Raw genomic sequence first — 13,852 nt, 5'->3', positions numbered from 1 at the left:
TGCCTGCCGGCGCGTCCCCTCCGCACAGGCGGCGGACCGCAGCGATCAGGTAGGGGCTCCATCGACCCCGGTGCGCGCCAGATAGACCGTCTGTGTATAGGGCTCATCGAGCAGCGGATTGTGAAACGTGACCGGCTCCGCAGAGGCCCCGGCGAAAACGCCCGCCAGCCGGTCGACGAAGGCCGGATCGGGCAGGGCATCGGACCACAGGCCGAAGATGCCGCCGGGCCTGACATGACGCGCAACGGCGGTGAGGCCTTCGGTCGTGTAGAAGCCGGTGCTGCGCTCATCGAGAAGCGCATCGGGCGAATGGTCGATGTCGACCAGCAAGGCATCGAACTGGCGCTGCGGCTCCATGGGGTCGAGGCCATCGCGGCTCGCCGCCAGCGCGAAGAAGTCGCCGGGGATGAAGCGGCAGCGCGGATCGTCGGCGAGAGCCGTTCCGAGCGGCAGGAGACCCTTCCGGTGCCAGCCGATCACGGGTTCGAGCATTTCGACGACGACGAGCGAGGCCACGTTGCCGTGGTCGAGGACGGCTTTCGCCGTATAGCCGAGGCCGAGGCCGGCGACTGCGACGTCGATCGCCCGGTCCGCAAAGGGTTTGAGGCCGAGATCCGCGAGGGCGATCTCGGAGGCGGTGAACAGGCTGGACATGAGAAATTCATCGCCGAGCTTGATCTCGTAGACATCGGTCCCGAGCCGGTGCTCCCGCCTTCGTCTCAGGCTCAGGCCGCCGATGGGCGTGTCCCGATAGTCCAGTTCCTGGAAGTATGCGTTCAATCGATTGATCCCTCTGCGCCCGGGCAGCGCGGGGGCGAGCCTACACGATCAGGGCAGGGGATTGGCCACAATCGCAGCAGCGCTCCCGCACTCCTCGCCACCGGCTTCGCGAGGGACCCGGCCGAGGGCGAAGGCCGCGGCAGACGGAGCGCGCCCGGGATGGCTCTTCGGTCGGCTCGCGTCAGCAAGGGGAGGGAACGGGTGGGGCATCTGTCGACCCGCATGCCCAGGCTGCGGAAGCCGGCGCAGGCTTCTTCGCTCCTCCGGGTCGCCGAACGATCGGCGGTGCCGCCTTCACGCCGCTTCCACCACCAGCACCGCGCCCTGGAAGTCGGTGACGCGGACGCGGGCGCCCGAAGCGAGGTCGGGCCCGGTCACCAGCCAGACCGAATCGGCGACGCGGACGCGCCCCCGCCCCGACTGGATCGGTTCGTCGAGAACGAATTCGCGGCCGACCATCGCCTCCATCCGGCGGTTGAGATCCGGCTTGTCACTTGCCGTCCCATTGCTGGCCTTCATGACCTTGAACCAGCCGTAGAGGCTGAACAGCGACAGCACGGCGAAGACTGCGAGCTGCGCCTGCCATGGCCCGGCGATGACCAGGAAGATCAGGCCGGTGACAGCGGCGGCGGCGCCGAGCCAGATGAGGAAGTAGCCGGGCACCAGAATTTCCAGCCCCATCAGGATGGCGGCGAGGATGATCCAGCTCCAGGGGCCCGCTGCGACGATGGTCGAGACGATCATGTCAGCCCCCTGCGCTCGGCACGCTGCCGCCGCGCATCGGCGGGCGTGGCGGAGCGCCGTCCTGGCCGAAGGCGGCCTTGGCGATCTCGCCGATGCCGGCCAGCGAGCCGAGGATCTGCGTCGCCTCGATCGGCAGGATCAGCGTCTTCTGGTTGGGCGACAGGGCAAGGCCCTCCAGCGCCTTCAGGTATTTCTCGGCAATGAAGTAGTTGACCGAGAGGGCATTGCCGCCCGCGATCGCCGCCGAGAGCATCTCGGTCGCCTTGGCCTCGGCTTCGGCCTGCCGCTCGCGCGCCTCGGCGTCGCGGAAGGCGGCTTCCTTGCGGCCCTCGGCCTCGAGTATCTGCGACTGCTTCTCGCCCTCCGCCCGCAGGATCTCGGACTGACGCTGTCCCTCGGCCTCCAGGATCACCGCGCGCTTCTCGCGCTCGGCCTTCATCTGCCGGCCCATGGCAGCGACGAGATCGGCCGGGGGCGCGATGTCCTTGATCTCGATGCGGTTGACCTTGATGCCCCACGGCGCGGCCGCCTGGTCGACGACGCGCAGCAGGCTCTCGTTGATCGTGTCGCGGTTGGACAGCAGTGCGTCGAGGTCCATCGACCCCATGACGGTGCGGATATTGGTCATGGCGAGGTTCATCAGCGACTGGTCGAGCCGCGTGATCTCGTAGGACGAGCGGGCCGCGTCAAGCACCTGGAAGAACAGGACGCCGTCCACGGTGACCTTGGCGTTGTCCTTGGTGATGACCTCCTGGCTGGGAACGTCGAGCATCTGCTCCATCACGTTCACCTTGTGGCCGACGCGGTCGATGAACGGCACGATCAGCTTCAGGCCCGGGTCGAGCGTCCGCGTGTAGCGGCCGAACCGCTCGACGGTCCAGTGATAGCCCTGCGGAACCGTCTTGATGCCGGCGAACAGGAACAGGATGACCACGATGACGACGCCGATGAGGGCGATGTCGCTGCCGGCGAATGGGAACATGATCTCTCTCCGTTGCGGTCGCCACAGCCTAGGCCGGCCAGGGTCGCGGCTCAATGATGGAGTCACCAGACCATGGCCGTATTGCGTGGCGATGGCGTGAGGACCCGGAAACGTTTCGCGACGCTCTCTGGAATGAGAATTCTTTGCAACTGGCTTGACAGATGCCTCGGCGGCCCCCACCTTGTTGCAAATGACTTGCAAATGCGCATCCCGTCCCGATCCGTCACCCAGGCAAAGATGATGTCCCCCCGTCTGTCGCGCCGCAGTCTGCTCGCCGCCGCCACCACGCTGGCGCTTCCTGCCCCGCTCTTCGCCCAGACCCCCCGCCGGCTGCGCGTCGTCACCACCACCGCCATGCTGGCCGACACCGTCCGCATGCTTGCGGGCGAGCAGGTCTCGGCGGAGGCCCTGATGGGCGAGGGCGTCGACCCGCATCTCTACCGGCCGACCCGGTCCGATATCGTCAAGCTGACCCAGGCGGATCTCGTCATTGCCCATGGCCTCGGCCTCGAGGCGCAGTTCCGCGAGACCTTCCTGCAACTGGCGCGCCGCCGCGCTCCTGTTCTCGCCGCCGAGGCCATCGCGAAGGACCAGTTGCTGAAGGATGCGGAGGTCGCCGACAAGCCCGACCCCCATGTCTGGATGGACCCGAGGCTCTGGACCGTCGTCGTGCGCGCCGTGTCCGGCGCACTGGTCGCGGCCAGCGTGCCGGGTCAGCCGCCCATCACCCCCGACCTCGAGCCGGTCGTCGCCAAGATGAACGCACTCGGCGCCTATGCCGGCCAAGTGCTGTCCTCCGTGGCAGCCGAGCGGCGCGTCCTCGTCACCGCCCACGACGCCTTCGGCTATCTCGCCCGCGCCTATGGCTTCGAGGTCCACGGCATCCAGGGCCTGTCGACGGAAAGCGAGGCCGGGCTGAAGGCGATCGAGGCGACGGTCGATCTTGTCGTCAATCGCAAGCTCCCCGCGATCTTTGTGGAGAGTTCGGTGTCCGATCGCAACGTGCGCGCCGTCATCGAGGGCGCCGCCCGCCGCGGCCACCGTGTGGTCGTCGGAGCCGAGCTCTTCTCCGACGCCATGGGCAAGCCCGGCACCTATGAGGGCACCTATGTCGGCATGATCGACCACAATGTCACAGCCATCGCCCGGGCACTCGGCGGAACGGCGCCCGAAAAGGGCATGACGGGCCGTCTCGGCCTGACGGGCTGAGGCGTGGACATGCTCGCGCGCACGCCCCCCGAAACGCTTGCCGGCATCACCGGCCTGCTGGCTGTCGAGAATCTCTCCGTCAGCTATCGCGGCGTTCCCGCACTCGTCGGCGTGACCTGGACGGCGCCGGCCACCGGCCTCACGGCCATCGTCGGCCCGAATGGCGCCGGCAAGTCGACGCTGATCAAGGCCATTCTCGGCCTCGTTCCCTCCACCGGCCGCATCACAATCGGCGGCCGGCCGTTCGACGACGCCCGCGACGCCACCGCCTATGTGCCGCAGCGCGCCTCCGTCGACTGGGACTTTCCCGCCAGCGCCCTCGACGTCGTGCTGCAGGGCATGGTGCGGGAGCCCGGATGGTTCCGCGGCTACGGCCGCGCCCGCCGCGACCGGGCCCTCGGCCTTCTCGACCGCGTCGGCCTCGCCGATCTCGCGGGACGGCAGATCGGCCAGATGTCGGGCGGCCAGCAGCAGCGCGTCTTTCTCGCCCGTGGCCTCGCCCGCAACGCCCGCATCCTCTTCCTCGACGAGCCGCTCGCCGGTGTCGATGCGGCCTCCGAGCACATCATTCTCGACGTCTTCGATACCCTCGATCGCGAGGGCCGGCTCGTCATCTGCGTCCACCACGATCTCGGCACGGTCGCCGAGCGTTTCCGCGACGTGCTGGTGCTGAACCGCAAGGTCATCGCTGCGGGAACCGTCGCCGAGGCTTTCACGCCGGCGGTGCTCGCGCGTGCCTATGGCGTCCCCATGGCGGTCTGAGGCATGGACCGCACGCTGGCCGACATTGTGGCCATCCTCACCTTCCAGGCCGGGTTCAACACGACGGTGGTGATGCTCGGCGCCGCGGCGCTTGGCTGCGCCGCCGGCGCTGCCGGCACTTTCGCCATGCTGCGCCGCAAGGCCCTCGTGTCGGACGCGGTCGCCCACGGCACCCTGCCGGGGATCGCCACGGCCTTTCTCGTCGCCGCCCTGCTCGGCTACGCGCCGCGCCAGGCCGGCTGGCTGATGGGCGGAGCGGGGATTGCCGCCGCCATCACGCTCGTCGCCATCGAGTGGCTCGGCCGCCGGTCGAAGGTCGGCCACGACACGGCGACGGCGGCGGTGCTCGCCTGCGGCTTCGGCCTCGGCCTGTCGCTGATGTCGGTGGTGCAGACGCTGTCGGTCGGTCGGCAGGCGGGGCTCGAGACGCTGCTCTTCGGCTCGGCGGCGGGCATGCTGCCCGGCGAGGCGCAGGCCATGGCCGGCCTTGCCGTGCTCGTCCTCGTGATCATCGCCCTGGTGCTGAAGGAACTCGCGGCGGTCGCCTTCGATCCGGACTTCGCCGCCACGACGGGCCTTCCCGTCGCGCGCCTCGATGCCCTCGTGGCGCTCGTCTGCGCCGTCGTGGTCGTCGCCGCCCTGCCGATCGCCGGCTTCGTCCTCGCGGTTGCACTCGTGGTCATTCCCCCGGCCGCCGCCAGATTCTGGAGCGACCGGGCCGGGACGGTGGTGGTCATCGCCGCCGCCATCGGAACGGTCTCCGCCCTGTCGGGCGCCGCCATCTCGGCCGTCGTCACCGACACCCCGACGGGGCCTGCCATCGTCATCGTCGCCGCCACCCTCTTCGCCGTCAGCTTCGTCTTCGGGCGGGCGCGCGGCCTCCTGGCCGGAGGCGCATGATGGCCGAGTTCTGGACCGTCGATTTCGTGCCGCTGCTCGCCGCCAGCCTGTCGGCGCTCGCCTGTGCCCTCGTCGGCAACCTGCTGGTCCTTACCCGGCGGGCCATGGCGGCGGATGCGCTCAGCCATGCCGTCGTGCCGGGCGTCGTCATCGCTGTGGCGCTGACCGGCCTGTCGGGGAGCCTCGTCGTCCTCGCCGGCGGTCTCGCCGCCGCCTTCGCAGCAAGCGGCCTCGTTGCCTTCCTCGTCCGCGTCGGCAGGGTCGAGGAGGGCACCGCACTCGGCATCGTCTTCACGACCTTCTTCGCGGTCGGCATTCTCGTCCTCGAATGGTCCGGCCTGTCGCGCACCGGGTTCGACATCCATCACGTGATCACGGGCTATCTGGAAGGGCTCATCTGGGTCAGCGACGACCCTTCGGGCGGCCAGACCCTGATGCAAATGATCGCCACCCTGCCGCAGGTCGTGTTCGAACTGGCGCTCGTGCTGGTGCTGGTCGCCATCATCCTCGTCGCCTTCCGCAAGGAACTGGCGCTGCTCGCCTTCGATCCGATCTTCGCCCGCGCCAGCGGCCTGCCGGTCGGCCTGCTCGAGGCGGCGCTGCTGACAGCCACGGCGCTCGCCTGCACGGCGGCCTTCAAGTCGGTCGGTGTCGTCCTCGCCGTGGCGATGATCGTCTGCCCGGCCGCCGTCGCCCGCCTGCTGACGACGCGGCTGTCCCACCAGGTGGCTCTCTCGGCGGGCATCGCCCTCGCCACCGTCTTCACCGGCTATGCCGTGGCGGTCTTCGGGCCGCGCCTCTTCGGTTCGACGCTCGCCCTCAACGCCGCCGGAACCATCGGCGCCGTCGCCGGCCTGGCGCTGGTGACGACCGCCGCGCTCAGGGCCCGGGCCTGATCCACCGCAAATCCGTTGCCGGTGTGGCGGCGTATCACCTTTCAACCCTTCAAGATCGGGCGTATCACGCCCCCGACCCCGTCTGACTGCCGCGAGCCCCCATGCGCGAAATGAAACTCCCCGCCGGCCACGTCCCCGTCAAGACCGGCAAGATCGGCGTGCTCTTGATGAATCTCGGCACGCCCGACGCCACCGACTACTGGTCGATGCGCCGCTACCTCAAGGAGTTCCTCTCCGACCGCCGCGTCATCGAGACATCGCGCGCCATCTGGTGGCCGATCCTCAACCTGATCATCCTGCAGACCCGCCCGCAGAAGAAGGGCAAGGACTACGAGACGATCTGGAACACCGAGAAGAATGAGAGCTTCCTGAAGACCATCACCCGCAACCAGGCGGAGAAGCTCGCCGCCCACCTGAAGACGATCAGCCCGGACATTCATGTCGAATGGGCCATGCGCTACGGCAATCCCGCCATCAAGCCGGCCGTCGAGCGGCTGATGGCCGAGGGCTGCGACCGCATCCTCGCCTTCTCGCTCTATCCGCAATATGCCGCCGCCACCACGGCGACCGCCAACGATCACCTGTTCCGCGCCCTGATGCAGATGCGCTGGCAGCCGACTATCCGCATCGCGCCGCCCTATCATGACGAGCCGGCCTATATCGCAGCCCTGGCCCAGTCTGTGCGCAACCACCTCGCGACCCTCGACTTCGAGCCCGAGGTGATCCTCACCTCCTTCCACGGCATGCCGAAGGAGTACCTGCTGAAGGGCGATCCCTATCACTGCCACTGCGCCAAGACCTGGCGGCTGCTGCGCGAGGAACTGGGCTATTCGCCCGAGCGCATGATGATGAGCTTCCAGTCGCGCTTCGGTCCCGACGAATGGCTGAAGCCCTATACCGACGAGACCGTCGAGACGCTGGCGAAGAAGGGCGTGAAGAAGCTCGCCATCATCGCCCCGGCCTTCTCCGCCGACTGCCTGGAGACGCTGGAGGAGCTCGACGGCGAGAACCGCCACATCTTCGAGAACAATGGCGGCGAGAGGTTCACCTACATCCCCTGCCTCAACGAGTCGGACCTCGGCATGAGCGTCATCAACACGGTGGTGGAGCGGGAGCTGAAGGGCTGGGTCTGAGGACGTAACCGGGGCAGGGGCACCGCGACGCAAAGGCGAAACGGTCGACCGCCAGACAGGCGCGCTTCCGCGCCAAGCGGCGCTCCATTGCCTTTGCAGGACCCCATGTCGACCTTTTTCCTGATCCACGCCCCCCGAACCGTTCTGGGGCTTCTCTTCCTCGTCAGCGCCGTCGACGGCTTCTGGGCCATGGCCACCGGCAATCACCTGATCCACCCGCCGGTCTCGCCTTCCGGCCGCCTCTTCGAGCAGGGGCTTCAGGCCTCCGGCTTCTTCTGGCCCTTCCTCAAGCTGATCAACCTGATCGGTGGCCTCAGCCTTGTCCTCAACGTCGCGCCGGCCTTCGGTCTTGTCCTCATCGCCCCGGTCATGGCGACGATCGTGCTGTTCCACGCCTTCCTCAACCCGCAGGGCCTGCCGGTAGCGGGCATCCTCGTCGTCACCGGCCTGATGCTGGTCTGGGCCTATCGCGACCGCTACGCGCCGATGTTCCGCGCGGCGTGAGGCGAGAGGACGCGTCGTCCTGTGGGCGGCGCGTCCGTCTGGTCGGGGCCTTGCGCCCGGCCTATCCGACCGGGCGGGTGTCCTCGATGACCTTTCCGTCATTCGGCAGCGAGCCGGGCTTCACGGCCTCCACGCCGCCCTTGAGCTTCATCACGGACAGAAGGCTCTCGCCTACCGCATGTACGAATTCGGGCGAACGGGCGCGCGACTCCACCTTCAGCGTCATGGCGTCGGACTCGCCGTTGCGGGCGACGACGAGCCGCGCCCGCGCGATCTCCGGATGGCGGCGCACCACCTCGGCGACCTGCTCGGGGCGCACGAACATGCCCTTGACCTTGGCGGTCTGGTCGGCGCGGCCGAGCCAGCCCTTGATGCGGCTGTTGGTCCGCCCGCAGGGCGAGGCGTCCGGCAGGATGGCGGTGAGGTCGCCCGTCGCGAAGCGGATCAGCGGATGGTGCGGATCGAGAACCGTGACAACGATCTCGCCGACCTCCCCCGGCGCGACGGGGTTGCCGGTGCCTGGCCGCACGATCTCCAGGATGATGTCCTCGTTGAGGATCAGGCCCTGGCGTGCCTCGCTCTCGTAGGCGATGACGCCGCATTCGGCGATGGCATAGGTCTGGTAGGCATCGACGCCGCGCGCCGCGACCTCCTTCTGCAGGCTGGCGGGGAAAGCCGCGCCGCCCACCAGAGCCCGCTTGATCGAGGAGGCGTCGCGTCCCTTGTCCTTCGCCGCGTCGAGGAGGATCTTCAGGAAGTCGGGCGTTCCGGCGTAGCAGCTCGGCCGGTAGGCTTCGATGAGATCGAGCTGGGCGTCGGTGTTGCCGGGACCCGCCGGGATCACCGCGCAGCCGACGGCCCGGGCGCCCGAGTCGAAGCACCATGCGCCCGGGGTGAGGTGGTAGGACAGCGTGTTCAGCACGATGTCGCCGCGCCGGAAGCCGGCCGCCGACATGGCGCGGCCGACGCGCCAGACGTCGTGGCCAATCGCCTCGGGCTCGAAGATGGGACCGGGCGACATGAACAGTCGCCCGAAGGAACTCGCCTTGCCGGGCACGAAGCCACCGAAGGGCGGTTGGGCCTTCTGCAGCGCGGGCATGTCGGACTTCCGCTGCACCGGCAGCTCGGCCAGCGCAGACCGCGTCGTGATGGCCCGCGGGTCGATCTTGCCGAGGTGGCGGCGCCAGGCTGGCACCTTCATCGCCGCCGCTATGACCTGCGGCAGTCGTTTCATCAGGTCCTTCTCGCGCGCGCTGTCGTCGCGCGTTTCGCGCTTGTCGTAATGCCCAGCCATGACGGTCTCCCTCTGGCAGCGAGTATCCCGCCCGCCCGCCGCCGCGCCAAGTCCGACTTAGGTCCGAACGATACCGGACGCGCGCGGTCCCTCGTCGTCACACGCGGAGGTAGCCGGCAACGGGGCTCAGCCGTTCCAGCCGCAGGCGGCGAGGGCCTCGTGCATCGCCTCCGGGGGCGGCGCTTCCGCCGTGATGGCGGGCCGCTTCGGATCGAAGGGCACCGCGATGGCGCGCGCGAGCAGGTGCAGTCCCGGCCCGCCCTGCCGCGGCGCGCTGCCGTAGATCGTGTCTCCGAGGATGGGAAAGCCGCTCTCCGAGCAGTGCAGCCGGAGCTGGTGGGTGCGCCCGGTGACCGGCTCCAGCGCCAGCCAGGCGCGGCCCTCGCTGCGTCCGAGCACCCGGAACCGCGTCAGCGCCGGCTGGCCCTTCGGATCGGCCTTCATCCACCAGCCGCGCTTCGGATCGCGCGGGCTCATGGAGATCGCGATCTCGCCCTCCTCGGCGGCCGGCCCGCCTTCGACCACCGCCCAGTATGTCTTCTTCACCTCGTTGCGCTTGAACAGCTGCCCGAGCCGCTCCAGCGCCCGGCGGTGGCGGCCGAGCACAAGGCAGCCGGCGGTATCCTTGTCGAGGCGGTGGGCGAGTTCCGGGGCCCGCGGCAGGCCGAAGCGCAGCACGTCGAGATGGTCGGCGAGCGTCTCCCCGCCGCCCGCACCCTTGTGGACCGGCAGGCCCGCCGGCTTGTTCAGGATCAGCACGCTCGCGTCCCGGTGGAGGAGGCGCGGGATGAGGCCGAGCGGGTCGGGGGGCACGGGATGCGGCGAGGCGGAGGTCATGTCCTCCCATACGGCGAAGCCATCGCCTTCGCCAGCCGGCGCCGCCGCAGCCCTAGCCATTCCCGGCCAGCCGGCCTAAATGCCGGGGGTTGCGCCCGCCCATTCGGGCTGCGCGCCGCGCCAGACAGCGAGATCCTTTGCCGATGACCGACCAGCCGAAGTCCGACGAGCCGAAGCGGCCGGGTTTCTTCCAGCGGCTGTTCGGTCAGGACGCGCCGGCGGGAACGCCGGCTGCAGCGGAGACGGCGGCTCCCGCAGCGGCCGAAACGCCTGCCGCTCCGAAGAGCTGGTGGCGGCGGCTGACGGAAGGCCTGTCGCGCACCTCCTCGAAGCTCGGCACGGGCGTGACCGAGCTCTTCACCAAGCGCAAGCTCGACCATGCGACGCTGGAGGAGCTCGAGGACCTGCTGATCCAGGCCGATCTCGGCGTCGAGACGGCGGGGCGCATCGCAGGTGCGCTGTCGAAGGGCCGTTTCGGCAAGGACATCGCGCCGGAGGAGGTGCGGGCGATCCTCGCCGCCGAGATCGAGGCGGTGCTGGCGCCCGTCGCGCGGCCGCTGACGGTGGACGCGGAGCGCAAGCCCTTCGTCATCATGGTCGTCGGCGTCAACGGAGCCGGCAAGACCACCACCATCGGCAAGCTCGCCGCCAAGTTCCGCGCCGAGCACCGCTCCGTCATTCTCGGCGCGGGCGATACGTTCCGCGCCGCCGCCATCGAGCAGCTGAAGGTCTGGGGCGAGCGGACCGGCGCACCCGTCGTCGCGCGGCCGCAGGGGTCTGACGCGGCGGGCCTCGCTTTCGACACGGTGAGGCAGGCGCAGGAGGCCGGCACTGACGTCGTCATCCTCGACACGGCCGGCCGCTTGCAGAACAAGGCCGAGCTGATGGCCGAGCTCGAAAAGGTCGTGCGGGTCATCCGCAAGGTCGACGAGGCCGCCCCGCACGCCGTGCTGCTGGTGCTCGACGCGACCACCGGCCAGAACGCGCTGACGCAGGTCGACGCCTTCACGAAGACGGCCGGTGTTACCGGCCTCGTCATGACCAAGCTCGATGGCACGGCGCGCGGCGGCATCCTCGTCGCGGTCGCCGCCCGCACCGGCCTGCCGGTGCATTTCATCGGCGTCGGCGAGGGTGTCGACGACCTCGAACCCTTCGCCGCGCGGGATTTCGCCCGCGCCATCGTCGGTCTGGATGAGGGCTGAGGGGCTCAGCGCGCCTGGCGATGATGATGGCGGCCGTGCCGGTGCCCGTGATGGCGGGCCGGGACAACCTCGACCGCACCGGCGGGAGCGAAGTAGTAGGTGCGGGGCGTCACGATCGGGCGATAGATCACCGGCCTGTCATGTCCCGCCCAGCCGAACCAGAAGGGTGTCGCCAGCGCCTCGCCCGATGGCGCCAGGACCGTCATCAGTGCTGCCGCTGCCAGGGTGGGGACGTTGCGATGTGGAAGGGGGCGGGTCATGGCGATACTCCGGTACCCACCGCAGCCTGGCAGATCATGGTGACCAATCCGTTGCCGCCTGCGGCGTCCCGCCGGTCTGGTCATGGCGGGTCGAAGCGGTCAGAGTGAGCCCATGACCGCCGACCGCAACCGCAGCGACGACGACATCCGCAGGCAGGAGGAGGCAACACGCATCCTCGACCGCACCCATCGCGATTCCGCGCCGATCCTGGATTCCGCCATGCAGCGGGCGGGCGATTTCTTCACGGCGCGCGGCGAATCCGACGATCCCGCCGAGATCTGGGGCAAGCGCGCCGGCCGTGGCCTCGCGGTTCTCGCCGGCATCGGCTGCCTCGTCTATCTCGCCGTCACCTATCTGCGTTGACCAGCATGACCGCCTCGCCACCCCCCGCCCTCTACGCCGTCAAGGCGCCCGATCTCGAGGCCTTCGAGGCAATGGCCGCCAGGGCCTACGAGGACCTGCCCGCGGACTTCCGCAATCTGTGCAAGGGGCTCGTCATCCGGGTCGAGGATTTCCCGACCGACGAGGTGCTGAAGGAGATGGAGGCCGAGACCGACTTCGACCTGCTCGGCCTGTTCCAGGGCACCGGCATGCCGTTCCAGTCCGTGCAGCATTCCGGCGCCATGCCCAACATGATCTGGCTCTACCGCCGCCCGATCCTCGACTACTGGGCCGAACACGAAGAGACGCTCGGCGCGGTCATCGCCCACGTGCTGATTCACGAGATCGGCCACCATTTCGGCCTGTCGGATGAGGACATGGAGGCGATCGAGAAGCGCGGCGAGTGAACGCCGCCCTGTATCGGGGACGCCGCTTCAGGCCTGCGATCTCAGCCCTTCTTGCCGAACTTCCACCACTTCTTCTTCTCCTCCGGCATCTCTTCGCCGGGAGCGGGCGGGGCGACGACGTTGCTGAAGCTCTCGAAGAACTCGCCCGCCAGTTTCTTGGCGGTGGCGTCGATCAGGCGTGAGCCGAGCTGGGCGATTTTGCCGGAGATCTGGCTCTTCACGTCGTAGGTCAGAAGCGTGACGCCCTCGCTCTCCTCGGTGAGCTTCACCGTGGCGCCGCCCTTGGCCATGCCGGCGACGCCGCCATTGCCCTCGCCGGAGATGGTGTAGCCGTTCGGCGGATCGATATCGGAGAGCGTGACGCTGCCCGAAAAGCTCGCCTTCACCGGACCGATCTTGAGCACCGCCTTGGCGGCGAAGCCATTGTCGCCGGTGCGTTCCATGCTCTGGCAGCCGGGAATGCACTGGCGCAGAACCTCGGGATCGTTCAGCGCCGCCCACACCACTTCGCGCGGGGCCTCGATGCGCTGCGTGCCGGTCATGTCCATGGGGCGGGCCTTCGAATCTCAGGGGCGGGGAGCGGAGACTAGGGCGGCGCGGGCTTTTCTGTCGAGCCCGTCGTCGGTGCGTGCGGAGATCAGCCGGAGGGCTTCTCGCCCGCGGGCATCTCGATGGCCCTCAGCGCGTCGGCGAGCCGCGCCTTGGCCGATCCCGGCTTCAGCGGCTTCTGCTGGCTTTCGTGCGGCGCCCAGCCCGACAGGGTGATGACCTGGAAGGTGGCCCGGATGCGTCCGTCGGGGTCGCTGAAGCGCTCGTGGTAGATCGCCGCCATGCGCAGCAGCGTCGCCCTCTTGAGGGGCACGCGCCGCCGCGCCACGAGCGGGTTGGTCGCGCCCATGGCGCGAAGGTCGCGCATCAGCGCGAAGACGTCGCCGTAGCGCACGGTGAGACGGTCGGAATCCGTCACCGGCAGGGCGAAGCCCGCCCGCTGCAGCAGCGCGCCGACATCGCGGACATCGGCGAAGGGCGCGACCCGTGGCGACAGGCCGCCATCGATCTCGCTCTCGGCCGCAGCGAAGGCCTGCCGCAGTTCGGTCAGCGTGTCGCCGCCGAGCAGGGCGGCGAGGAAAAGTCCGTCCGGCTTCAGCGCCCGGCGCACCTGCACGAACAGCCCCGGCAGGTCGTCGACGAACTGCAGTCCGAGCGCCGAGATGGCGAGGTCGAGGCGCTCCGCGGCGAAGGGCAGGGCATCGACCGGGGCGACCAGGACCGGTCGCGCACGATGCCGCGCCAGCGCTTCCACCGGCTCGAGTGCGATCGGCATGGACAACCCGCGACGCACGATCGCCTCGCGCAGGGCATCGGCCGGCGACCCGATATCGGCGATGGTGGCGAAGCTGCGCTGCACCAGCGTCAGGCGGTCGGCGAGATCCTCCGCCACATTGCGCAGCAGAAAATCCGCAGGTTCGCCGGCCGCGGCGCGAACCCGGCGGCGTCCGATGAGTTGCTGATCGAAATGCTGCGACGTCATGGCCGGCATATGGGCGCTGGCAGGCAGGG

17 protein-coding genes are annotated in these 13,852 nt (G+C 69.2%); 9 read left to right on the top strand and 8 right to left on the bottom strand.

The annotated features are described in order from the left end of the window. Positions 1–45: 45 nt before the first annotated feature. The 3 genes from ACJ4V0_RS05440 to ACJ4V0_RS05430 all read right to left on the bottom strand — a co-directional run bounded on the left by ACJ4V0_RS05440 (position 46) and on the right by ACJ4V0_RS05430 (position 2,506). A complete protein-coding gene (locus ACJ4V0_RS05440; RefSeq protein WP_448298548.1) occupies positions 46–780 on the bottom strand; it encodes a polyamine aminopropyltransferase in 735 nt (244 codons plus the stop codon). A 294-nt stretch (positions 781–1,074) separates the two neighbouring features. Then, positions 1,075–1,524 carry an NfeD family protein gene (locus ACJ4V0_RS05435; protein ID WP_448298547.1) on the bottom strand — a complete coding sequence of 150 codons (450 nt, stop codon included), beginning with the start codon at positions 1,522–1,524 and terminating at the stop codon, positions 1,075–1,077. A gap of 1 nt (position 1,525) precedes the next feature. Continuing rightward, entirely contained in the window at positions 1,526–2,506 is a 981-nt protein-coding gene (locus ACJ4V0_RS05430) for an SPFH domain-containing protein (RefSeq protein WP_448298546.1), read from the bottom strand. 240 nt (positions 2,507–2,746) lie between these two features. Here ACJ4V0_RS05430 and ACJ4V0_RS05425 point away from each other — a divergent pair, with 240 nt between their 5' ends. The 6 genes from ACJ4V0_RS05425 (at position 2,747) to ACJ4V0_RS05400 (ending at position 7,910) form a co-directional block, all read left to right on the top strand. Next, positions 2,747–3,715 (top strand): metal ABC transporter solute-binding protein, Zn/Mn family, encoded by a 969-nt coding sequence (locus tag ACJ4V0_RS05425; protein WP_448298545.1) that lies wholly within the window; start codon positions 2,747–2,749, stop codon positions 3,713–3,715. A 9-nt stretch (positions 3,716–3,724) separates the two neighbouring features. Beyond that, on the top strand, positions 3,725–4,477 hold the full coding sequence (locus ACJ4V0_RS05420; RefSeq protein WP_448298544.1) for a metal ABC transporter ATP-binding protein: 753 nt from the start codon (positions 3,725–3,727) through the stop codon (positions 4,475–4,477). 3 nt (positions 4,478–4,480) lie between these two features. Beyond that, the gene (locus ACJ4V0_RS05415; protein ID WP_448298543.1) at positions 4,481–5,377 is read left to right on the top strand and encodes a metal ABC transporter permease; all 897 of its coding nucleotides are present in this window, start codon (positions 4,481–4,483) and stop codon (positions 5,375–5,377) included. Further along, positions 5,377–6,273, top strand: a complete 897-nt coding sequence (locus ACJ4V0_RS05410; protein ID WP_448298542.1) for a metal ABC transporter permease — start codon at positions 5,377–5,379, stop codon at positions 6,271–6,273. Before ACJ4V0_RS05415 ends, ACJ4V0_RS05410 begins: the two co-directional genes overlap by 1 nt. Before the next feature lie 101 nt (positions 6,274–6,374). Then, on the top strand, positions 6,375–7,406 hold the full coding sequence (gene hemH, locus ACJ4V0_RS05405; RefSeq protein ID WP_448298541.1) for a ferrochelatase: 1,032 nt from the start codon (positions 6,375–6,377) through the stop codon (positions 7,404–7,406). 105 nt (positions 7,407–7,511) lie between these two features. Next, positions 7,512–7,910 (top strand): hypothetical protein, encoded by a 399-nt coding sequence (locus tag ACJ4V0_RS05400; RefSeq protein ID WP_448298540.1) that lies wholly within the window; start codon positions 7,512–7,514, stop codon positions 7,908–7,910. 61 nt (positions 7,911–7,971) lie between these two features. Here ACJ4V0_RS05400 and ACJ4V0_RS05395 read toward each other — a convergent pair whose 3' ends face one another. After that, a complete protein-coding gene (locus ACJ4V0_RS05395; RefSeq protein WP_448298539.1) occupies positions 7,972–9,204 on the bottom strand; it encodes a phenylacetate--CoA ligase family protein in 1,233 nt (410 codons plus the stop codon). Between the two features lie 126 nt (positions 9,205–9,330). Further along, positions 9,331–10,041 carry an RluA family pseudouridine synthase gene (locus tag ACJ4V0_RS05390; protein ID WP_448298538.1) on the bottom strand — a complete coding sequence of 237 codons (711 nt, stop codon included), beginning with the start codon at positions 10,039–10,041 and terminating at the stop codon, positions 9,331–9,333. Positions 10,042–10,130: 89 nt separating this feature from the next. Here ACJ4V0_RS05390 and ftsY point away from each other — a divergent pair, with 89 nt between their 5' ends. Continuing rightward, the gene (gene ftsY / locus ACJ4V0_RS05385) at positions 10,131–11,243 is read left to right on the top strand and encodes a signal recognition particle-docking protein FtsY (RefSeq protein ID WP_448298537.1); all 1,113 of its coding nucleotides are present in this window, start codon (positions 10,131–10,133) and stop codon (positions 11,241–11,243) included. A gap of 5 nt (positions 11,244–11,248) precedes the next feature. Here ftsY and ACJ4V0_RS05380 read toward each other — a convergent pair whose 3' ends face one another. Then, positions 11,249–11,503: a hypothetical protein gene (locus ACJ4V0_RS05380; protein ID WP_448298536.1), complete on the bottom strand. Its 255-nt coding sequence runs from the start codon at positions 11,501–11,503 to the stop codon at positions 11,249–11,251. Positions 11,504–11,615: 112 nt separating this feature from the next. On the opposite strand from ACJ4V0_RS05380, the gene ACJ4V0_RS05375 reads away from it, so the two are divergent. Beyond that, entirely contained in the window at positions 11,616–11,867 is a 252-nt protein-coding gene (locus ACJ4V0_RS05375) for a hypothetical protein (RefSeq protein ID WP_448298535.1), read from the top strand. Positions 11,868–11,872: 5 nt separating this feature from the next. Further along, on the top strand, positions 11,873–12,292 hold the full coding sequence (locus tag ACJ4V0_RS05370) for a metallopeptidase family protein (protein ID WP_448298534.1): 420 nt from the start codon (positions 11,873–11,875) through the stop codon (positions 12,290–12,292). A gap of 41 nt (positions 12,293–12,333) precedes the next feature. Here the strand turns inward: ACJ4V0_RS05370 and ACJ4V0_RS05365 are convergent, their stop codons facing one another. Together ACJ4V0_RS05365 and ACJ4V0_RS05360 are read right to left on the bottom strand one after the other, a co-directional pair. Further along, positions 12,334–12,840: an SRPBCC family protein gene (locus ACJ4V0_RS05365; protein WP_448298533.1), complete on the bottom strand. Its 507-nt coding sequence runs from the start codon at positions 12,838–12,840 to the stop codon at positions 12,334–12,336. 89 nt (positions 12,841–12,929) lie between these two features. Beyond that, entirely contained in the window at positions 12,930–13,823 is an 894-nt protein-coding gene (locus tag ACJ4V0_RS05360) for a methyltransferase domain-containing protein (protein WP_448298532.1), read from the bottom strand. Between the last annotated feature and the right edge of the window lie 29 nt (positions 13,824–13,852).

This window comes from Phreatobacter aquiterrae (genome assembly GCF_053471285.1).
Note: the sequence above shows the minus strand (reverse complement) of the source record. Positions and strands in the feature narration are given on the sequence as shown.

Coding starts and splice junctions, on each gene's coding strand:
- ACJ4V0_RS05435 (WP_448298547.1), bottom strand. CDS start 1,524: ATGATCGTCTCGACCATCGTCGCAGCGGGCCCCTGGAGCTGGATCATC.
- ACJ4V0_RS05430 (WP_448298546.1), bottom strand. CDS start 2,506: ATGTTCCCATTCGCCGGCAGCGACATCGCCCTCATCGGCGTCGTCATC.
- ACJ4V0_RS05425 (WP_448298545.1), top strand. CDS start 2,747: ATGTCCCCCCGTCTGTCGCGCCGCAGTCTGCTCGCCGCCGCCACCACG.
- ACJ4V0_RS05420 (WP_448298544.1), top strand. CDS start 3,725: ATGCTCGCGCGCACGCCCCCCGAAACGCTTGCCGGCATCACCGGCCTG.
- ACJ4V0_RS05415 (WP_448298543.1), top strand. CDS start 4,481: ATGGACCGCACGCTGGCCGACATTGTGGCCATCCTCACCTTCCAGGCC.
- ACJ4V0_RS05410 (WP_448298542.1), top strand. CDS start 5,377: ATGGCCGAGTTCTGGACCGTCGATTTCGTGCCGCTGCTCGCCGCCAGC.
- hemH (WP_448298541.1), top strand. CDS start 6,375: ATGCGCGAAATGAAACTCCCCGCCGGCCACGTCCCCGTCAAGACCGGC.
- ACJ4V0_RS05400 (WP_448298540.1), top strand. CDS start 7,512: ATGTCGACCTTTTTCCTGATCCACGCCCCCCGAACCGTTCTGGGGCTT.
- ACJ4V0_RS05395 (WP_448298539.1), bottom strand. CDS start 9,204: ATGGCTGGGCATTACGACAAGCGCGAAACGCGCGACGACAGCGCGCGC.
- ACJ4V0_RS05390 (WP_448298538.1), bottom strand. CDS start 10,041: ATGACCTCCGCCTCGCCGCATCCCGTGCCCCCCGACCCGCTCGGCCTC.
- ACJ4V0_RS05380 (WP_448298536.1), bottom strand. CDS start 11,503: ATGACCCGCCCCCTTCCACATCGCAACGTCCCCACCCTGGCAGCGGCA.
- ACJ4V0_RS05375 (WP_448298535.1), top strand. CDS start 11,616: ATGACCGCCGACCGCAACCGCAGCGACGACGACATCCGCAGGCAGGAG.
- ACJ4V0_RS05370 (WP_448298534.1), top strand. CDS start 11,873: ATGACCGCCTCGCCACCCCCCGCCCTCTACGCCGTCAAGGCGCCCGAT.
- ACJ4V0_RS05365 (WP_448298533.1), bottom strand. CDS start 12,840: ATGGACATGACCGGCACGCAGCGCATCGAGGCCCCGCGCGAAGTGGTG.
- ACJ4V0_RS05360 (WP_448298532.1), bottom strand. CDS start 13,823: ATGACGTCGCAGCATTTCGATCAGCAACTCATCGGACGCCGCCGGGTT.